The sequence below is a fragment of the Pseudomonas sp. R45(2017) genome (assembly GCF_002112305.1).
Taxonomy (GTDB): domain Bacteria; phylum Pseudomonadota; class Gammaproteobacteria; order Pseudomonadales; family Pseudomonadaceae; genus Aquipseudomonas; species Aquipseudomonas paraglycinae.
The window spans coordinates 487,148-507,523 of sequence record NZ_NEHH01000001.1 but is presented as its reverse complement, the minus strand read 5'-3'; the positions used below and the strand labels follow the sequence as shown (position 1 = coordinate 507,523).

The 20,376-nt window shown below is 61.5% G+C and carries 15 protein-coding genes and 1 pseudogene; 6 read left to right on the top strand and 10 right to left on the bottom strand.

Translation table 11 applies throughout. The features are described 5' to 3' along the window. Positions 1 to 19: 19 nt before the first annotated feature. The gene (gene arcD, locus CAF74_RS02415; RefSeq protein WP_085745194.1) at positions 20 to 1,447 is read right to left on the bottom strand and encodes an arginine-ornithine antiporter; all 1,428 of its coding nucleotides are present in this window, start codon (positions 1,445 to 1,447) and stop codon (positions 20 to 22) included. A 450-nt stretch (positions 1,448 to 1,897) separates the two neighbouring features. Here arcD (CAF74_RS02415) and arcD (CAF74_RS02410) point away from each other — a divergent pair, with 450 nt between their 5' ends. Then, on the top strand, positions 1,898 to 3,325 hold the full coding sequence (gene arcD / locus CAF74_RS02410; protein ID WP_007951183.1) for an arginine-ornithine antiporter: 1,428 nt from the start codon (positions 1,898 to 1,900) through the stop codon (positions 3,323 to 3,325). Then, entirely contained in the window at positions 3,322 to 4,173 is an 852-nt protein-coding gene (locus tag CAF74_RS02405) for a DNA-3-methyladenine glycosylase (RefSeq protein WP_085745193.1), read from the top strand. The genes arcD (CAF74_RS02410) and CAF74_RS02405 overlap by 4 nt, the downstream gene beginning before the upstream one ends. 230 nt (positions 4,174 to 4,403) lie before the next feature. Here CAF74_RS02405 and CAF74_RS02400 read toward each other — a convergent pair whose 3' ends face one another. The 9 genes and pseudogenes from CAF74_RS02400 to gap form a co-directional block, all read right to left on the bottom strand. Further along, complete coding sequence (locus CAF74_RS02400; RefSeq protein WP_085745192.1) at positions 4,404 to 5,753, bottom strand: CoA transferase; 1,350 nt, start codon at positions 5,751 to 5,753, stop codon at positions 4,404 to 4,406. Positions 5,754 to 5,910: 157 nt separating this feature from the next. After that, positions 5,911 to 6,666 carry a methyl-accepting chemotaxis protein gene (locus CAF74_RS29545; RefSeq protein ID WP_371320921.1) on the bottom strand — a complete coding sequence of 252 codons (756 nt, stop codon included), beginning with the start codon at positions 6,664 to 6,666 and terminating at the stop codon, positions 5,911 to 5,913. Positions 6,667 to 6,768: 102 nt separating this feature from the next. Then, positions 6,769 to 7,776, bottom strand: a pseudogene (locus CAF74_RS29540) (HAMP domain-containing protein); the annotation flags it as partial. A 453-nt stretch (positions 7,777 to 8,229) separates the two neighbouring features. Further along, positions 8,230 to 8,625 carry a YbaN family protein gene (locus CAF74_RS02390; RefSeq protein WP_085745191.1) on the bottom strand — a complete coding sequence of 132 codons (396 nt, stop codon included), beginning with the start codon at positions 8,623 to 8,625 and terminating at the stop codon, positions 8,230 to 8,232. A 169-nt stretch (positions 8,626 to 8,794) separates the two neighbouring features. Then, positions 8,795 to 9,391 carry a biliverdin-producing heme oxygenase gene (locus CAF74_RS02385; RefSeq protein ID WP_085745190.1) on the bottom strand — a complete coding sequence of 199 codons (597 nt, stop codon included), beginning with the start codon at positions 9,389 to 9,391 and terminating at the stop codon, positions 8,795 to 8,797. Positions 9,392 to 9,502: 111 nt separating this feature from the next. Beyond that, a complete protein-coding gene (locus tag CAF74_RS02380; RefSeq protein ID WP_085745189.1) occupies positions 9,503 to 12,088 on the bottom strand; it encodes a TonB-dependent receptor in 2,586 nt (861 codons plus the stop codon). A 122-nt stretch (positions 12,089 to 12,210) separates the two neighbouring features. Then, entirely contained in the window at positions 12,211 to 13,176 is a 966-nt protein-coding gene (locus CAF74_RS02375) for a FecR domain-containing protein (RefSeq protein WP_085745188.1), read from the bottom strand. A 123-nt stretch (positions 13,177 to 13,299) separates the two neighbouring features. After that, a complete protein-coding gene (locus CAF74_RS02370; protein WP_007951175.1) occupies positions 13,300 to 13,818 on the bottom strand; it encodes an RNA polymerase sigma factor in 519 nt (172 codons plus the stop codon). 119 nt (positions 13,819 to 13,937) lie between these two features. Further along, the gene (gap, locus tag CAF74_RS02365; RefSeq protein ID WP_085689348.1) at positions 13,938 to 14,939 is read right to left on the bottom strand and encodes a type I glyceraldehyde-3-phosphate dehydrogenase; all 1,002 of its coding nucleotides are present in this window, start codon (positions 14,937 to 14,939) and stop codon (positions 13,938 to 13,940) included. 220 nt (positions 14,940 to 15,159) lie between these two features. On the opposite strand from gap, the gene edd reads away from it, so the two are divergent. The 4 genes from edd to CAF74_RS02345 all read left to right on the top strand — a co-directional run bounded on the left by edd (position 15,160) and on the right by CAF74_RS02345 (position 20,209). Beyond that, complete coding sequence (edd, locus tag CAF74_RS02360) at positions 15,160 to 16,986, top strand: phosphogluconate dehydratase (RefSeq protein WP_085745187.1); 1,827 nt, start codon at positions 15,160 to 15,162, stop codon at positions 16,984 to 16,986. Then, complete coding sequence (locus CAF74_RS02355; protein ID WP_085745186.1) at positions 16,983 to 17,939, top strand: glucokinase; 957 nt, start codon at positions 16,983 to 16,985, stop codon at positions 17,937 to 17,939. The genes edd and CAF74_RS02355 overlap by 4 nt, the downstream gene beginning before the upstream one ends. Before the next feature lie 79 nt (positions 17,940 to 18,018). Then, entirely contained in the window at positions 18,019 to 18,750 is a 732-nt protein-coding gene (locus CAF74_RS02350; protein WP_007951171.1) for a response regulator, read from the top strand. A gap of 31 nt (positions 18,751 to 18,781) precedes the next feature. After that, on the top strand, positions 18,782 to 20,209 hold the full coding sequence (locus CAF74_RS02345) for an ATP-binding protein (RefSeq protein ID WP_162803872.1): 1,428 nt from the start codon (positions 18,782 to 18,784) through the stop codon (positions 20,207 to 20,209). The last annotated feature ends 167 nt before the right edge of the window (positions 20,210 to 20,376 follow it).

Sequence of the window (20,376 nt, the reverse complement as noted above, 5' to 3'; positions counted from 1 at the left end):
GAGAGAAAACGTTGGGCAATTACAGAGTCAGGAAGCCGTCATACAGTCCGTAGGCTGCCACCAGGGCGCCCACGACCACTGCGGCGAAAATCAGCTTCTCGACGTTGGTGAAAACCGGTTGTTTGAGTTCGAGCTTGGCCTTGGCGAACAGGATCGCGCCGGGCGCATAGAGCAGGGCCGACAGCAGCAGGTACTTCACGCCGCCGGCGTAGAGCAGCCACACCGCGTAGATCAGGGCGATGGCACCGATGATCAGGTCCTTGCGTCGTTCGGCCGCGAAGCCTTCGTAGCTTTCGCCGCGCACCGCCAGCAGCAGGGCGTAGGCCGCCGACCACAGGTACGGCACCAGAATCATCGAAGTGGCGAGGTAGATCAGCGACAGGTAAGTGCTGGCCGAGAACAGGGTGATGATCAGGAACAGCTGCACCATCGCGTTGGTCAGCCACAGGGCGTTGACCGGCACGTGGTTGGCGTTCTCCTTGCGCAGGAACTCCGGCATGGTGTGGTCCTTGGCGGCGGCGAACATGATCTCCGCACACAGCAGCACCCACGACAGCAACGCCCCCAGCAGCGAGATGATCAGACCGACGCTGATCAGCACCGCGCCCCAGTGACCGACCACATGCTCAAGCACGGCGGCCATCGACGGGTTCTGCAGTTTGGCCAGTTCCGGCTGGGTCATGATGCCCAGCGACAGCACGTTCACCAGCACCAGGAACAGCAGCACGGTGATGAACCCGATCACGGTCGCCTTGCCGACGTCCGAACGTTTTTCCGCCCGGGCCGAGAAGATGCTCGCGCCTTCGATGCCGATGAACACCCACACGGTGACCAGCATCATGTTGCGCACCTGGTTCATCACGCTGCCCAGATCCGGGTTTTTCACGCCCCAGATGTCAGCGGTAAAGATGTCCAGTTTGAAGGCGAAGATCGCGATCAGCACGAACAGCAGCAGCGGCACGACCTTGGCGACAGTGGTCACGAGGTTGATGAACGCCGCTTCCTTGATCCCGCGCAGCACCAGAAAGTGCACGCCCCACAGCAGGACAGAGGCGCCGATCACGGCAGCAACGGTGTTGCCTTCCCCAAAAACCGGAAAGAAGTAGCCGAGGGTGCTGAACAGCAGAACGAAGTAACCGACGTTGCCCAGCCAGGCACTGATCCAGTAACCCCAGGCCGAGGAGAAACCCATGTAATCGCCGAAACCGGCCTTGGCGTAGGCGTAGACACCGCCGTCCAGGTCAGGCTTGCGATTGGCGAGGGTTTGAAAGACGAAAGCGAGGGTAAGCATGCCGACTGCGGTGATGGCCCAGCCAATCAGTACCGCGCCGACGTCGGCACTGGCGGCCATGTTTTGTGGCAAAGAGAATATCCCGCCACCGATCATTGAGCCGACTACCAACGCGACCAGTGCACCTAGTCGTAGTTTTCCGGGAGCTTCAGACATTGCATGACTCCATTGCAGGAGAGAAGAGTTCACAGCGTAGTTCTGTTGGCTTTTCAAACAGCTGACTTAGATCAGTGCATGGTCACATTCCATTGTTAATGAATGACTTATGAAACGTCTGAAGGCATAAAGCTATTGTCTGGAAGGCCCGTCCTAGAGGCGTTTTGTCAAAAGTGGTTAAGAATGGATCCTATTACTTTCGAATTATCACGCTAGTTCCTTTTCAGGTTTTGGCAAATTTTTCACCGCTGTTTTCAGTACAGAATTGATTTATTAGGATTCGCGCACAAAACTGTCTGAGCGTGCTACGGCGTTAGCGCCAATGGCTATATATAAAGGGCGCAAGTTGGCGTTATTCAATAAACGTCATTACGCTTTATCCATTTAGTTAAAAGCCGGTTGCATAACGGTTTCGCGGCATTCGCCGCTCTGGAACTTGGAGACGCTGGAATGTCGCAACCGACGCAAAAGCTGCGCCTTGGCGCACTGATCGCCCTGGTGGTGGGTTCGATGATTGGCGGAGGGATTTTTTCCCTGCCGCAGAACATGGCGGCCCGCGCCGATGCCGGCGCCATCCTGATCGGCTGGGGCATCACGGCGATCGGCATGCTCACCCTGGCCTTCGTGTTCCAGACCCTGGCCAACCGCAAACCGGAACTGGACTCCGGCGTGTATGCCTACGCCAAGGCCGGGTTTGGCGACTACATGGGTTTTTCGTCCGCGTGGGGTTACTGGATCAGTGCCTGGCTGGGCAACGTCGGGTATTTCGTGTTGCTGTTCAGCACCCTCGGCTACTTCTTTCCGGTGTTCGGCCAAGGCAACACGCCGATTGCCATCGGCTGCGCTTCGGTGTTGCTGTGGGCCGTGCATTTTCTGGTCATGCGCGGGATCAAGGAGGCAGCGCTGATCAATCAGCTGACCACGGTGGCCAAGATTATTCCGTTGATCATGTTCGTGGTCATCGCCGCCGTGGCCTTCAAGGCGGACGTGTTTACCCGCGACATCTGGGGCCGCAGCAACCCGAATTTCGGCGGCGTGATGGATCAGGTGCGCAACATGATGCTGGTCACCGTGTTCGTGTTCATCGGTATCGAAGGCGCCAGCGTTTACTCGGCCCGGGCGGAGAAACGCTCGGATGTGGGCCGCGCCACGGTGATCGGTTTTATCGGTGTGCTGGCGCTGCTCGTGCTGGTCAATGTGTTGTCGCTGGGGATCATGAGTCAGCCGGAACTGGCGACCTTGCAGAACCCGTCGCTGGCCGCCGTGCTGGAACACATTGTCGGGCCATGGGGCGCACTGCTGATCAGCGTGGGCCTGGCCATTTCGTTGCTCGGTGCGTTGTTGTCGTGGGCACTGTTGTGCGCGGAGATTCTGTTTGCCACCGCCAAGGACAATACGATGCCGGCGTTCCTGAAGAAGGAAAACGCCAACCATGTGCCGGTCAATGCGTTGTGGCTGACCAACGTGATGATCCAGATTTTCCTCCTGATCACGCTGTTTTCCGCCGGCACTTACACCAGCCTGATTTACCTCGCCTCCTCGATGATTCTGGTGCCGTATCTGTGGTCGGCGGCCTACGCCGTATTGCTCAGCGGACGGGGGGAAACCTATGAACATGCCTCCGCCGAACGCACCAAGGATCTGCTGATCGGCGGCATCGCGCTGTGTTACGCGGTGTGGCTGTTGTATGCCGGCGGGGTGAAATACCTGCTGCTGTCGGCGCTGCTGTATGCGCCGGGGGTGATCCTGTTCGCCAAGGCCAAACATGAGCAGGGCGAGCCGCTGTTCACCACGCTCGAGAAGGGGATTTTCACCTGCGTGATCGCCGGGGCCGGGCTCGCGGCGTATGGGTTGTACAGCGGCGTGTTATCCCTGTGAGATTGCGGCTCGACTATCAGGGATCCTGCGACTGGCCGGCAATGCTCGAGTTTCTCGCGGCCCGCGCAGTGGTCGGGATGGAGACGGTGGCCGATGGCGTGTATTCGCGCAGCATCGGGTTGAACGGGTTTCACGGCACGGTTTCGGTCCGGCCCGGCGACGGTGATGCGCTGGAGGTGGAGCTGGATTTCCCGGATCCGTCGGCGGTTCCCGAGATTGTTGCGCGTTTGCGACGGATGTTTGATCTGGATGCGGATCTACCCACGATGCAGCGGCATCTGGCGGTAGATCCGCTGCTGGCGCGGCTGATCGCCGAACGGCCGGGGTTGCGGGTGCCGGGGGCGTGGGATGGTCTGGAACTGGCGTTTCGCGCGGTGCTGGGGCAGCAGATCACCGTGGTGGCGGCGATTCGGCTGGCGGGGAAACTGGTGGCGCAGTATGGCGAGCCTTTACGTTCTTCAGTGCCGGGCCTGACCCACGTCTTTCCTCAGGCAAAGGTTTTGGCAAACGCTGATCTGGCGGCGCTGGGCATGCCGAAAAGTCGCGGGCGGACCTTGTCCGGGGTGGCGCAGGCGTCATTGGACGATCCGCTGCTGTTTGCCTCCGGGACGGCGCGGTTGCTGGCGCTGCACGGGATTGGCGACTGGACGGCGCAGTACATTGCCCTGCGCCAGTTGCGGGACATGGACGGGTTTCCGACTGGCGATGTGGGATTGCTGCGGGCGTTGGAGGTGCAGGAAGGGGAACGGATGACGGCGCGGGAGTTGTCTGTTCGGGCAGAGGCCTGGCGGCCGTTTCGGGGGTATGCGGCGCAGGTGTTGTGGACATCCTTGAGTCGCTTTGACTGAATTTTTCGTATCCGTCTTGAAACCGCTGCCCTCACCCCAGCCCTCTCCCGGAGGGAGAGGGAGCCGATTGGGGGATATTTGAGAAGTACACCGACTTGAACGTTATGCACCGAATTCAAAATCGACTCGATCTCTCAGGTCGATGCATGGCGCCAGGCAACTCGGTCGGCTCCCTCTCCCCCCGGGAGAGGGCTGGGGTGAGGGCAGCAGTCTCAAACCATGCACAAACCTTAAATCCACTGCGGACGATGCGACCCCAACTCAGTTGCCGGCAAAACCCACTGCAGAGGCGTCCCGCTAATCTTCAGCGGGGCTTGAAGCCGACGTGCCGGCCCCCAAGGTGTCTGCTCCACCAGCGAGCTTTGATCCTGTGGATTTTCCGGACGCAACGTTTCATCCGTCCCAGCCCCATGCTCAATCAACAACTTCGCCGTCCGTGCCAGCGACAACCGCGCCGATCCACCTCGACCACTGCGTAACCGTTCAGCCAGCAACCGAATCACACTCGCCGCCATCAGATACCCCGTCGCATGATCCAGCGCCTGTACCGGCAGCGGTGTCGGTTTGTCCGCTTGCTTCCAGCGCTGTCCGGCCTCGGCAATCCCGCTGCTCATCTGCACCAGACTGTCGAAACCCCGACGGTTCTGCCACGGGCCGCTCCAGCCGTAGGCGTTGAGGCAGACATCAATCAGCCCCGGCGCCAGTTGCCGGCGACGCTCTATGCCGAAGCCAAGCTGTTCAAGGGCGTCGGCACGATAACCGTGCAGAAGAATGTCGGCATCCTTGAGCAAACCTTCAAACACTGCGCGATCCGCCGGCTTATGCAGATCCAGTCGCGCACAACGTTTGCCGAGGGTCACTTCCGGCACCACGCCGGGTTCATTCCAGGTCGGCGGGTCGATGCGCAGCACATTGGCGCCCAACCCCGCGAGGAAGCGGCTGGCGGTCGGGCCGGCCAGTACGCGGGTCAGATCAAGCACCTTGAGCCCCGCCAATGGCCGCGCCACCGAGCCTTGCCAGGGTTGATGACTTTCTTCTTTCCCGTCACTGAAATGCACCAAGGGTTCGGCATTCACCGCCAACCCTTGCGGATGTTTCTGCCACTGTTCCCAGCTGCGCATCTCAGCCGCACAACCCTTGGCCTCGACCACCGCTTGCTCCAGATCGGCACTGGCCCATTGCGCAACTTTCGCCGCCATCGCCGCGCGGTCGGCACAGGCGCCGAGCACCCTTTCAGCGGCGGTGCGGTGATGCGGGGCGTTGGTGTGCAGGCGGATCCAGCCGTCTCGGGTTGCGTAGTCGCCGGCCACCGGATCCCACAGCGGCGGCACTTCCCAGCCGATCGGTCGCAGCGACGTGGCGAACCAGAACGAGGCGAGGCGGCGGTCGACTTCTACAGTGGGCAAGTCGCCGGTTTGCTGCTGAAGGAGTTCGGCGACAGCTTGCCCGGCAACGGCAATGCTCGCGCAGGCAAGGTCGGTGACGGCAAACGCTGAGGGCAGGGCGCCCTCGGCGGTGAATGGAATCGGCGTGCGGGACAAGCCGAGTGCGGCTTGAATGGACGTGAGCAGATCAGTCATCGAAGGCCCTCCGGAAGAGGGCCTGATCATAGAACAGATGACGAGATCGTTCCCATGCCCTGCGCTCCAGTTCAGGAGCGGGACGCGGAGCGTCCTGGGCTGTATTCCCACGCGGACGGTTCGACGCCTCGACGTGGGAACGATCAGGGAGGGGAGGTCAGACGCGGAACTGATCCATCAATTTCATCTGCTGGCTGGCCAGGGCATTGAGCTGGCTGCTGATCGCCGCCGATTCGGTGGCCTGTTCGGTCAGGGTTTCGGTGACGGTACGGATCGCCGAGACGTTGCGGTTGACCTCTTCGGCCACGGCGCTTTGCTGTTCGGCGGCGCTGGCGATCTGCAGGTTCATGTCGCTGATCACGGTAACCGCGTCGCTGATCTTGCCGAGGGCGTCCACGGCCTGGCGGATCTGCCCGGCGTTGTTGTGAGCCTGGGTCTGGCTCGAGTGCATGGTCGCGACCACGCCACGGGTGCCGGTCTGGATGCGCTCGATCACCACGCGGATTTCTTCGACCGAATCCTGGGTGCGCTTGGCGAGGTTACGGACTTCATCTGCCACCACCGCAAAACCACGACCGCTTTCACCGGCACGGGCCGCTTCGATCGCGGCGTTCAGCGCCAGCAGGTTGGTCTGCTCGGCAATGCTGCGGATCACTTCCAGCACCGAACCGATCTGCTCGCTGTTGACTGCCAGCTCTTCGACTTCGGTCACGGCTTTGCTGACTTCATCGGCCAGTTGGTTGATGTCGCGGGTGCTGCGCTCGATGATCGACATCCCGTCCTTGGCCGACTGATCGGCGCCTTTCGCCGCGTTGGCCGCATTCGACGCGCTGTTCGCCACGTCGTGAGCGGTGGCGCTCATTTCGTTGGAGGCGGTCGCTACCTGATCGATCTCGCGGAACTGCACCTGCATGCCTTCGCTGGTCTGGCGGGCGATTTCCGACGACTGATCGGCGGTGCCACGGGCCTCGGTGATGCTCTGTTTGATCTGGGCGATGGTCGGTTGCAGCTTGTCGAGGAAGCGGTTGAACCAGTTCACCAGTTCGCCCAGTTCATCTTTCTTGGTGTAGTTCAGGCGCTGGGTCAGATCACCTTCACCGCTGGCGATGTTCTTCAGCATTTCGGCGACGCTGTTGATCGGACGGGTCACGCCGGAGGCGGTGAGCCAGATCAGCAGCAGACCGATCAGGCCGGCGATCACGGCCACCGCCAATGCGGTAATCGTGCCGGTTTGCTGCGCGTCGTCGAGCACTGCCTGGAGCTTGACCGAGTCGGCCAGCAGCACTTGTTTCGGCAGGTCGATGACCACGCCCCAGGCCTTGGAGTCGGCAATCGGGTTGACCGGATACACGGCGCGGATCAGGTCGCCCCGCTCGAGAATCTTCGGTGTGCCGGCACTCAGCAGTTGCAGCACGTCCTTGCCCTCGGCGCCGAGGGTGTCGCCGATGCTCTTGCCGACCTTGCCGGCATCCGCGCTGTAGGCACCAAGCACGCCGCTGCCGGAGACGATCAGCATGTGCCCGGCGCTGTTGAACAGGTCACGCTGAGAGTCCACGGCCGCCGCTTGCAGGGCGTCGAGGGCGATGTCGACACCGACCACGCCGATGGCCTTGCCGTCCACCAGCAGGGGCACGGAAATGGTGGTCATGAGCATTTCCTTGCCGCCCACGGTGTCGGCGTAAGGATCAAGCAGGCAGGTACGTTTGTTGTCGCGAGGGCAGGTGTACCAGCTGTTGTAAGGCGTGCCGCTGACGCTGAGGGTGGTCTTGTTCATGTCGTCTTCGACCATGATCGTGTTCAGCGACGGACCCGCAGCACGGCTCCAGTAACTGGCGAAACGTCCCGCCTCGTTGGACTGGCGCGCGGCATCGTTGGCGAATTCGCTGTCCTTGCCGTCCAGTCCGTTGGGTTCGAACGCCAGCCAGATGCCAAGCACCTTGCTGTTGCGCTCGAAGGCGGTTTTCAGGCTCTGGTTCAACTCTTCACGCAGGGCGCCGGCGTCCAGCGAACGCTTGGCGGCCATCACTCGCATGTCCTTGATCTGGTCGGCCAGGGCGGTGATCACCAACAGGCTCTCGCCGAAGGTTTTCTGCACCCGCACCGCTTGCTCGGCAGCCTTGGCCTGCAACAGGTCCTGCACGCTGGCGGTGAGCATCTTGCTGCTGGAAGCACTGACCAGTTCGTCGTTCTGGTTGGTCTGGTAAATGTTGATGCCAACGATCAGCGCGACCACACCGAGCAGGCAGAGGCCGGAGAGCAAGACGATTTTCAGGCGAATGGACAGAGAGTCGAACATGGGACGTTCTCGCGAATGGATGAGCTGTTGGCTAAGAGGCAGGAAGGTGCCCGGTTCGCCAAATCCATTCAGCGCCATTCAATGCTCATCGGCGCGAGGCGGGTACGCATGAGTTGCAAGCCGACGAACGGTCACGGCTAAACGTTTGCGCGAGTAAATGCCCTGAAAACAAGAGAAAAATCAGAAAATCTTCGGCAGCGCTTCCGGTCGCGACCAGATCCACAGGTTGCCCATCGTCATCCCGGCAATCGCCAGATAGATCGGCCAGCCGTGATCGAGCATCACCAGCATCAGCGTGGCGCACAGCAACATGCTGACGGTGGCGCTGACCTTGGCTTTGCGGGCGATGATCTTGCCGTTGCGCCAGTTACTCAGGATCGGCCCGAACAGCCGATGGTTTTCCAGCCAGGCACTCAGGCGCGGCGAACTGCGGGTCGCGGCCCAGGCGGCGAGCAGGATGAACTCGGTGGTCGGCAGGCCGGGCACGACGATGGCGATCAGACCGATGCCGAGGCTGACATAGGCGAGCAGACCGAACAGCAGGCGGGCGAGTCGGGAGGAGGCGGGTTGGGGCATGGGCTCAGCGAGAGGCTAATGTGACAGGGTGGGAATCTTACAGAGTTACGCAATTCCTTGTGGGAGCTGGCTTGCCAGCGATAGCGTCCGGTCAGTCGACAGGGATGTTGTCTGACACGCCGTCATCGCTGGCAAGCCAGCTCCCACAGGTTTTACGGTGTGGCTGGGATCAGGCCGGTTCGGCTTCTGTGGCGTAAGCCTGTTCCAGCAGCACGGTGAAGCGGTTGAACGCATCGATCGCGCCTTGCTCCACTTCCGCTTCTTCTTCAGCACTGAATTGCAGCGAATCGAGGGTACGCACAAAGCTCTTCCAACCTTCGGCGCGACCGCCTTCAGGCTCGCCCAGATGACGGGCGCCAAAGGTTTCGCTCAGGTCCAGCGCGACCGCGCGTTTGATCAGGAACGCAGCGCCGAGCTTGGAACCCTCGGACACGAAAATCCAGCCCAGGGCGCGGGCCTTGCTCGGGTTTTTCACCGTGCCGGCGACTGGCGCAGGCACTTCGGTGTCTAGGTCGGCGAGGTCGGCTTTTGCCGCTTCGGCGCGGCAGCGGGCCGGCAGGTCAGGGACGATGGCGGTCAGTTCGGCATCGTTGTACAGCGACACCAGCTCCGACTGGAACAGGTACTGCGCGGCCACGAAACGGGCGAAATTGGCGCGGGTCTCGAACGGCGCATGGGCCTTGACCAGGGCATCGAGCTTGCTGTGCGGCTCGTGGGTGATCTGGTTCAGGCGTTGCGAACGCAGGGCTTTTTCCGGGGTGCTCATGAGATGTCCTTGAAAAGAAGAGGCGCTTGATAACGAGACGTACGGGCAAGCGCCGGACAGTAAAAAAACCTCACGGCGCGGCCATGCATGCGCGCCGTGAGGTCATCCGGATCAGATATCCCAGACCAGGTTGATCGCGAAGTTGCGACCCGGCTGGGTCAGGCGATCAAGGTTGGCCGGTTGTGTCACCGAGGCTTCGCCGACGCTGTCGTAACCGCGCACGTCATCCCACAGCCAGTATTTCTTGTCGGTCAGGTTGTAGATGCCGCCGCTGACGGTGACGTCGTCGGTGACCTTGTAATAACCGGCCAGATCGAGAATGCCGAAGCCCGGCGACTTGAATTGACTGCTGACACCGTCCGGCGATTTGAAGTTGCTGTCGTCGACGCGATCCTTCTTCTTGACCACGGTCCAGCTCAGCAGGCCGCCGTAGTTGTCCTGGTCATAACCGAGGCCGAACACGCCGGTCAGCGGGTTGACGCTGTTCAAAGGCTCGCCGTTGTCGTTGTTGCGTCCATAGGCGTAGGAGATCGAACCCTGGGTGTACAAGCCTTGCGGCGCGCCGAAGGAATCCAGGTTCAGACGACCTTTGACTTCGGCACCCTTGATGGTGGCGTGCTTGATGTTGCTGGACTGGAACGTCAGCTCGCTGTAGCCCGGGGTGACGGCGTCTTCGTTGATGAAGTCGCGGTACTTGTTATAGAACACCGCCACGTCGAACGAGCCTTGCTCGAAGTTGCCGCGCAGGCCGGTTTCATAGCTTTTGCTCTTTTCCGGTTCCAGGTCCGGGTTCGGCGCCACGTTGTAGCCGGTGGTGCTGTTCTCGAAGCGGCCGTAAAGCGCTTTCGCGGTCGGTGTGCGGAAGCCTTCGGCGTACTGACCGTACCAGGTGTAGTTGTCGGTCAGGGCGTAGGTCAGGCCGAATTTCGGCGAGACTTTATGCCAGGTCTTGTTCTCGTCGCTGACCGTGCCGTTGCCGTCGGCGGCCACGGTGTTGAGGAATTCCTGGGTGATGTGCGGCTTGAGCTGCGTGTAGTCGTAGCGCAGGCCCGGCAGGAAGGTCCAGTTGTTCCAGCTGATCTGATCCTGGGCGAACAGGATGTAGGTGTTGATGGTCGGGTCCGGGAAGTCGCTGGATTTTTTCAGCACGTCAGCCGCGCTGGTGGCGCCGATGGCGGTGCAGCCGCGACCGACCGCCAGGCATGTGCCGTCGCCGCTGCGCGAGCCGGTAACTTTCTGCTGCTTGATGGTGGTGCCGTAAGTCAGCACGTGATCGGTGGCGCCGAGGCTGAAGGCCTTGTCCAGTTGCGCGTCGAAGACCCACTGTTTTTCTTCGTAGATCGTGTCGCGGGTGCGCAGGACTTTACGGGTGATCGGGTAATAGAACTCGTCGGTGCTCTGGTCGGTCTTGGCGGTCTGGTGGTTGAGGCTCCACTTCACGTTGTCCGCCAGCAGGCTGTCGAGCTCGAAGCTGTGCTCCAGGCCGAAACGCTCGCGGGTGATGGTGTCGTTGCCGGTGCGCCACTGGTACATGCCGCCGGGCAGCACGCTGTTCGGGATCGTCGGGGCGCCGTTGAAGTACGGGCCGCCGTAGGCGCTTTTCTGATCGGTGTCGCGATCGTCCTTGTACTTTTCGTAGGTCAGGCCCAGGCGCGAACCTTCGTTGTAGTTCCAGCCGATCTTGGCCAGCACGTTGGCGGCTTTCACGTCCTCCGGGTTGGCGGCGGTGCGCTCAAGGCCGGTGCCGTTGTTGCTGCCGTAGGAATCGGTTTCATGACCGTCGCGCTGGCTGTAGTGCAACAAGCCGTCGAACTGGTCGGCGCGACCGGCGACGGTGGCGGATTTCAGCCAGCTCTCGTCGGCGGAGCTGTAGCCGGTTTTCAGGCGGGCACCGACGTCTTTGCCGGGCTTGATGATGTCGTCCGGGTCGAGGGTGTAGTAGCTGACCGCGCCGCCGATGGCGTTGCTGCCGTACAGCACCGAGGCCGGGCCACGGAGGATCTCGACGCGTTTGACGATTTCCGGGTCGACGTAATTGCGCTGGGTCTTGGCGTAAGGGCCGTTGAAGAAACCGTCAGGCACTTCGACGCCGTCGACCTGAGTCAGAATCCGGTCGCCGTCGATGCCGCGAATGTTGTAGCCGCTGATCCCGCCACGCTGGCCGGCGCCGCCCACGGATACGCCCGGCTCGTAGCGCACCAGATCCTTGATGGTGTTGACGTTGTTGCGGTCCAGATCCTGACGGGTCTGCACGGTGACGGTGGCCGGCACGCTGTTGATCGACTGTTCCTGACGGGTGGCGCTGATGGTCACCTGATCAAGATTGAGTGCGCCGCTGCTGGCGCGTTTTTCCAGCACGACGTTGTTGTTGCTCAGTTTGCGGAAGCTCAGGTTGGTCCCCACCAACAGACGCTCCAGGGCTTTTTCCGGTGGCAGCGAACCGCGCACGCCCGGCGACGACACGTCTTGACCCAGTTCCGCCGGCAAACCGACCTGCCAGCCGGTGACCGCGGTGAACGCATTGAGCGCCGACACCAGCGGCTGTTGGGCAATGGCGAACGAGTAGTCGCCCATGTTGCGCGTCGGCTGTTCGGTGGCGGCCATCAGCGGCGCGGTGCCGGCCATCAGAATGGCGGCGGTCAGCAGCGAAAGCACGCGGGAAGGGGAAGAAGTCTGGCGGGTAAGGCGAGAGGACATCGATAGCGCTCCGTGTCGCACGAATCTTTATAGGTGCTGATTGATCTCGCGAGATGCGAATCAATTGCATTGGCTATAACGAGACGAACGAGCTTCGACTATCGAGTAAAAATAATTCTCATTTAGTTCAAGATCACCAGCGCCGGGAATTCCCGAAGCTTGGCCGAGGTGATATGAGCGAGCGAACGCACCACGTCCAGCGGCTGGTCGAGACGGTAATTGCCGGTGACGGCGACGTCGGCCAACTGCTCGTTGGTGTTGATGATGAAGCCCGGGTAGTAACGGCGCAGTTCGGCCAGCACCTGGTTCAGCGGGCAGTTCTCGAAGATCAGCCGACCCTGCACCCAGGCCAGATCGGTGGCGGCGTCGACCTTGGCCGGGCGGTCGAAACCGTTCGGGCCGATGCGAATGCTCTCACCGGCAGACAGCCGCACCCGCGCATCGTCACGGGTCGCCCGCAGATCGACATCGCCACGCTGCACCCGCACCTGCGCCACGCCGTCCAGATAACGCACGGCGAATGCGGTGTCGCGCACGCTGGCTTTCACCGGCCCGGCGTCGATTTCCAGCGGCTGGCTGCGGCTGGCCGGGATCTCGAAAAACGCTTCGCCCTGATACAGCCGCGCGACTCGCTGCTGATCGTTGATCGTGCTGGAGAACGCGGAATTGGTGTTGAGCAGGACTTTCGAGCCGTCCTCAAGCTGCAGGCGCTGACGCTCGCCGACTACGGTCAGGTGATCGGCCTGCAGACGCATCGGCAGGTTGCTGAAACTGAACAGCCCGAGCAGCAGAACGGCGGCGGTGGCCAGCGGTTTCCAGTGCGGACGCAGGCGAGTGAGGACGGTAACTTTCTTCGGTTTGGCCGCGAGGTTTTGCGCGCACTGAGCGATCTGCGGGCCGTCCCAGATTGCCTGAGCCTTGGCGAACGCCTCGGCATTCAACGGATCGGCCGCCAGCCAGGCATGGAATTGCCGGGTCTGCTCCTCGTCCGGACTGCCGAGCACGATGAGCCAGTCCAGAGCCTGGTCCATTGCGCTGGCGGCGTCCTGCGCCGATGAAGGCGAAGGGGAGCGGTGGGTGTCCGTCACGGTGGTTCCTCGGCAGTGTCTGTGCACGGCTGTTTTTTTAGTGAAGCGTAAAAGTCGGGCAAGGGTAACAAAGCCCGATGATCAGTGCAGTCGATCCTGTCGAATACCGACAAGGCTTGCAGATCAGTCGCCGTTCAGGCGCTCGGCGACACCGATGCAGATGGTCATGATCAGTTTGAGTTCTTTCTGCACCGTGCTGAGGGATACGCTCAGTTCTTCGGCGATTTCCTGATAGCTGTGCCCGTGCAGGCGGCTGAGGATGAAGATTTGCTGTTGGCGGGGGCTGAGTTCACCGAGGCTCACGTTCAGGCGCTCCAGCAATTGTTCGGCGTGGGCGGCGTCTTCGGCGCTGCTGGCGGGGGCGGCGACGCTGTGCACCACGTCCTGCGGCACGTCATCGACCATGGTGCGCGAATGAATCTTGCGCGCACGCAAATGATCCAGTGCCAGGTTGCGCGCGGTCTGGAAGACAAAGGGTTCAAGGTGATCGATGGCCCGTTCGCTCAGCGCCCGGGTGACGCGCAGGTAGGTTTCCTGCAACAGGTCTTCGGCGGTGCTGTGGTTGTTGACCATCCGTTCCAGCGTCCGCAGCAGCGAGGTGCGCTGGGCGAGGAAGACGTGGTTGAAGTGTGATTGACTCACGGGAAGACCTGATCCATTTCGAGCGAATGATAATGCTTATCATCCGCCCGAGTGGTCAAGTGTTGATTTGTCAAAGGTGGGTAAAGCTTTTGCCCGCCCTCAAAACGGCGCCAGCGGTTTTATTCCGCGTTGCACAGGGCCAGGCAGTTATCGAGCATACGGTTGGAGAAGCCCCACTCGTTGTCGTACCAGGCCAGTACTTTCAGAAGTTTGCCGCTGGCTTTGGTGTGGTTGGCGTCGAAGATCGACGACAGCGGGTTGTGGTTGAAGTCGCTCGATACCAGCGGCAGGGTGTTGTAGCCGAGGATCTTCGAATGCTGGCTCGCCGCTTTCATCAGTGCATTGACTTCATCGGCCGAGGCTTCGCGCTTCAACTGCACGGTCAGGTCCACCAGCGACACATTGATCACCGGCACACGCACGGCCATGCCGGTCAGCTTGCCCGCCAGTTCCGGCAGCACCAGGCCCACGGCTTCGGCGGCGCCGGTCTTGCTCGGGATCATGTTCTGGGTGGCGGAGCGCGCGCGGTACGGGTCGGTGTGGTAGACGTCGGTCAGGTTCTGGTCGTTGGTGTAGGCGTGGATGGTGGTCATCAGACCGCTTTCGATGCCCAGTTCGCGGTGCAGCACCTGAGCCACGGGGGCCAGGCAGTTGGTGGTGCACGACGCGTTGGAAATGATCTGGTGCGACTGGCGCAGAATGTCGTGGTTCACACCGTAAACGACGGTGGCATCGGCGCCTTTGGCCGGGGCTGAGATAATCACTTTGCGTGCGCCGGCGGTAATATGCGCGGCGGCTTTGGCCCGGTCGGTGAACAGACCGGTGCATTCGAACACCACATCAATCTTTTCCGCGGCCCATGGCAGGTCGGCCGGATTGCGGATGGCGCTGACCGAAATGCGGTCGCCGTTGACGGTCAGGCTCTCGTTGTCATGAGCCACTTCGGCGTCGAATGTGCCATGAACGGTGTCGTATTTGAGCAGATGCGCATTGATCGCGCTGTCGCCCAGATCGTTGATGGCGACGATCTGCAAATCCTGACGATAGCCTTGGGTATACAGTGCGCGCAGGACATTACGGCCGATGCGGCCAAAACCATTGATTGCGATTCGAAGAGTCATTGAACAGCGCCGCCGTCGTTTTGTTGTTGGAATTACAAGATTATTCGCATAAAAATAGAAAACAAGCCTTTTTAGTGGCAATATTTTGTTTTATCTACAACGAGTGACCTGAATCAACTGGTCCGAATGATCAAGAAAACCGTTCGTCATCCCACGCGAACGGGCTTTTGATCAGCATAGACAATCAGGTCGCCACATCCGTTAGCCTGGAGTTCTACACATGCATCCCCGCGTTCTTGAGGTCACCGAACGGCTTATCGCCCGCAGCCGCGCCACGCGTCAGGCTTACCTTGCGCTGATTCGCGGCGCTGCAACTGACGGGCCGATGCGCGGCAAACTGCAATGCGCCAACTTCGCCCATGGCGTGGCCGGGTGTGGCAGCGAAGACAAGCACAGCCTGCGGATGATGAACTCGGCGAACATCGCAATTGTTTCGTCATATAACGACATGCTTTCGGCGCACCAGCCGTACGAAGTCTTCCCGGAACAGATCAAGAACGCCTTGCGCGAAATCGGCTCGGTCGGCCAGTTCGCCGGCGGCACGCCTGCCATGTGCGACGGCGTGACCCAGGGCGAGCCGGGCATGGAGCTGAGCCTGCCGAGCCGCGAAGTGATCGCGATGTCGACGGCGGTGGCGCTGTCCCACAACATGTTCGACGGCGCGCTGATGCTCGGCATCTGCGACAAGATCGTGCCGGGCCTGATGATGGGCTCTCTGCGTTTCGGTCACTTGCCGACGATTTTCGTCCCGGGCGGGCCGATGGTCTCGGGGATTTCCAACAAGGAAAAAGCCGACGTGCGGCAGAAGTACGCCGAAGGCAAGGCAACCCGCGAAGAGCTGCTGGAATCGGAGATGAAGTCCTACCACAGCCCGGGCACCTGCACCTTCTACGGCACCGCCAACACCAACCAGTTGCTGATGGAAGTGATGGGCCTGCACTTGCCGGGCGCATCGTTCGTCAACCCGAACACGCCGCTGCGTGAGGCCCTGACCCGCGAAGCCGCGCATCAGGTCACCCGCCTGACCAAACAGAACGGCAACTTCATGCCGATCGGCGAAATTGTCGACGAGAAGGCGCTGGTCAACTCGATCGTCGCGCTGCACGCCACCGGCGGTTCGACCAACCACACCCTGCACATGCCGGCCATCGCCATGGCGGCGGGCATTCAACTGACCTGGCAGGACATGGCCGACCTCTCCGAAGTCGTGCCGACCCTGAGCCACGTCTATCCGAACGGCAAGGCCGACATCAACCACTTCCAGGCGGCGGGCGGCATGTCGTTCCTGATTCGCGAACTGCTCGAAGCCGGCCTGCTGCACGAAGACGTCAACACGGTGCTTGGCCACGGCCTGAGCCAGTACACCAAGGAGCCGTTCCTCGATAACGGCAAGCTGGTGTGGCGCGAAGGCCCGACCGACAGCCTCGACGAAAACATCCTGCGCCCGGTGGCCCGTGCGTTCTCGGCAGAGGGCGGCTTGCGCGTGATGGAAGGCAACCTCGGTCGTGGCGTGATGAAGGTGTCCGCCGTGGCGCTGGAAAACCAGATCGTCGAAGCGCCGGCCATGGTGTTCCAGGATCAGCAGGATCTGGCCGACGCTTTCAAGGCCGGTCTGCTGGAGAAGGATTTTGTCGCGGTGATGCGCTTCCAGGGTCCGCGTTCCAACGGCATGCCTGAGCTGCACAAGATGACGCCGTTCCTCGGCGTGCTGCAGGATCGCGGCTTCAAGGTTGCGCTGGTAACTGACGGACGTATGTCCGGCGCATCCGGGAAAATTCCGGCGGCCATTCATGTCAGCCCCGAAGCTTATGTCGGCGGCGCTTTGGCGCGGGTGCAAGAGGGCGATATCATCCGCGTCGATGGCGTCAAAGGCACTTTGGAACTCAAGGTGGACGCCGCCGAATTCGCAGCGCGCGAACCCGCCAAAGGCCTGTTGGGCAACAACATCGGCAGCGGTCGCGAACTGTTTGGCTTCATGCGTTTGGCCTTCAGCTCGGCGGAGCAGGGCGCCAGCGCCTTCACTTCTGCCCTGGAGACGCTTAATTGAAACTGGCTTTGGTCGGTGACATCGGAGGCACCAACGCGCGGTTCGCGTTGTGGAAAGATCAGCAGCTCGAATCGGTTCAGGTGCTGGCCACGGCCGACCATGCCAGCCCGGAAGAGGCGATCAGCCTCTACCTCAGCGGGCTCGGTCTGGCGCCGGGCGCTATCGGCTCGGTGTGCCTGTCGGTGGCGGGGCCGGTGAGCGGCGATGAGTTCAAGTTCACCAACAACCACTGGCGCCTGAGTCGCAAGGCGTTCTGCCAGACCTTGCAGGTCGATCAGTTGTTGCTGATCAACGATTTCTCGGCGATGGCGCTGGGCATGACCCGTTTGCAGCCCGGCGAATTCCGCGTGGTTTGCGAAGGCACGCCGGAGCCGTTGCGTCCGGCAGTGGTGATCGGTCCGGGCACTGGCCTGGGCGTCGGCACGTTGCTCGATCTCGGTGAAGGTCGATTTGCCGCGTTGCCGGGAGAGGGCGGTCACGTCGATCTGCCGCTGAGCAGTCTGCGTGAAACCCAGCTCTGGCAGCACATCCACAACGAAATCGGCCACGTCAGCGCGGAAACCGCGTTGAGCGGCGGCGGCTTGCCTCGGGTGTACCGGGCGATCTGCGCGGTGGATGGTCATGAACCGAAACTCGATACGCCGGAGGCCATCACTGCGGCGGGACTTGCAGGCGACCCGATTGCCCTGGAAGTACTGGAGCAATTCTGCTGCTGGCTCGGTCGCGTGGCCGGCAATAACGTGCTGACCACCGGCGGCCGTGGTGGGGTGTACATCGTGGGTGGCGTGATTCCGCGCTTTGCCGACTTCTTCCTCGAAAGCGGTTTCGCCCGCAGCTTCGCCGACAAGGGCTGCATGAGCGATTACTTCAAGGGGATTCCGGTGTGGCTGGTGACGGCGCCGTATTCCGGGCTCGTCGGTGCAGGAGTGGCGCTCGAACAATCCGGTAAATGATCATTCCCACGCCGAGCGTGGGAACCCTCGACACATCAGGCATAATCCGCCCAATTCCAACAACAAGGATGCCTTCGAAGTGAGCTCAGTCAACAAGTCGATTTTGTTGGTCGATGACGACCAGGAGATACGCGAGTTGCTGGAAACCTACCTGACCCGCGCGGGTTTTCAGGTTCGGGCCACGGCGGATGGCGCCGGTTTTCGTCAGGCGTTGAACGAAGCGCCGAGCGATCTGGTGATCCTCGATGTGATGCTGCCCGATGAAGACGGCTTCAGCCTGTGCCGCTGGGTGCGCCAGCATCCGCGTCAGGCCCAGGTGCCGATCATCATGCTTACCGCCAGTTCCGACGAAGCCGATCGTGTCATCGGTCTGGAGCTAGGCGCCGACGACTACCTCGGCAAACCTTTCAGCCCCCGCGAACTGCAAGCCCGGATCAAGGCCCTGCTGCGTCGCGCCCAATTCGGTCAGGAACGCGGCGGCAGTGAAGTGCTGGCGTTCGATGAGTGGCGACTGGACATGGTCAGCCATCGGCTGTTCCACACCGACGGCGAGGAAGTGATTCTTTCCGGCGCCGACTTCGCCCTGCTGAAACTGTTCCTCGATCACCCTCAGCAAATCCTCGACCGCGACACCATCGGCAACGCCACCCGTGGCCGCGACCTGATGCCCCTCGATCGCATCGTCGACATGGCCGTCAGCCGTTTGCGCCAGCGTCTGCGCGACACCGAAAAACCGCCACGGCTGATCCGCACCGTGCGTGGCAGCGGCTACCAGCTGGCAGCCAATGTGGTTGCCGGCAATGGTCACTGAGTTCCTGCGCACCACCGCGCGCAAAGTGCCGATGCCGCGTTCGTTGCTCGGCCGGATGTTGCTGCTGACGTTGCTCGCGGTGTTGTTCGCCCAGACCCTGTCCAGCGTGATCTGGGTGTCCCAATTGCGCGCGACCCAGCTCGAAGGCCTGGTCACCAGCGCTCGCAGCCTCGCCCATTCGATGACCGCCAGTGTCAGTTACTTCCGCTCGTTGCCGGTGGCCTATCGGCCGCTGGTGCTCGATCAGTTGCGCAGTATGGGCGGCACGCGTTTTGTGGTGACGCTGAACGACAAGCCGCTGGGCATGGAAGTACTGCCGGTGACACCGCGCAAGGCAGCGGTGTTGAAAGCGGTGGATGAAGTGCTGCGTCAGTCGCTGGGCCAGGACACCGACATTCTGGTGACCTTCGTCAGCCCTGATGACCTGCGGATCTTCAACGCCGGGTTGAAACTCGATGAGTTGCCACGTTCGTGGGCGCATTACGCGTTGACGCTGGAACCGGTGAATCCGCCGGTGCTGGTGACCCAGATTCAGTTGGCGCCGGGTGAATGGCTGTACATCGCCTCACTGCTGCCCGAACCCTACACCAGTCTTGAAGAACAGGGCCTGCCGACTCAGCAGGTGTGGTTCATCGTCTTCACCAGTGGATTTCTGTTGCTGTTCATCGGCCTGCTGGTGCACTGGCAGAGCCGGCCGCTCAAGCGTCTGGCACGGGCCGCGCGGGATTTGTCGCTGGGCGCCGACGTCGAGCCGGTGGCCGAGGGCGGCGGCAGTGAAGTGGTCGAAGTGGGCCGCGCCTTCAACACCATGCGCGAGCGCATCAGCCGTTACCTGACCGAGCGCAGCCAGTTGTTCAGCGCGATTTCCCATGACCTGCGCACGCCGATCACCCGTCTGCGACTGCGGGTCGAACTGCTGGAAGACGAAACACTGCAAACCAAGTTCGGCCGCGATCTAGATGAATTGGAGCTGCTGGTCAAAGGCGCGCTGCAATGCGTGAAGGACACCGACATTCACGAAAACATCGAGCCGGTGGACCTGAACCATGTGCTCGACTGTCTGGTGGAACCGTATCTGGCGCCCAACGGCAACGGTCGCGTGACCCAGCAGGGACGGGCGTTGGCGGCTTATCCGGGCAAGCCATTGGCGCTCAAGCGCTGCATCGGCAACCTGATCGACAACGCGTTGAAGTACGGCCAGAACGCGCACTTGCACATCGATGACGACGAAAGCGCATTCGTGCTGCATGTCGATGATGAAGGTCCGGGGGTGCCGGAGCAGCGGTTGGAGCAGGTGTTTGAGCCGCACTTCCGGTTGGCGGGGCAGCAGCAGGGTTACGGTCTCGGTTTGGGGATCGCCCGCAACATTGCCCATAGCCATGGCGGTGAGGTGACGTTGCAGAATCTGCGTGAGGGTGGATTGCGCGTGACCCTGCAATTGCCGCGTTCGGCGGATTAAGTCAAAAGCTTGCCCTCACCCTAACCCTCTCCCGGAGGGAGAGGGGACCGATCGGGGGATGCTTTAAAGATGCATCGACTTGATCCTGCTTTACCGAATCCATAATCGACTCGGTTTTTCAGGTCGATGTATGACGCCAGACACCTCGGTCAGCTCCCTCTCCCTCC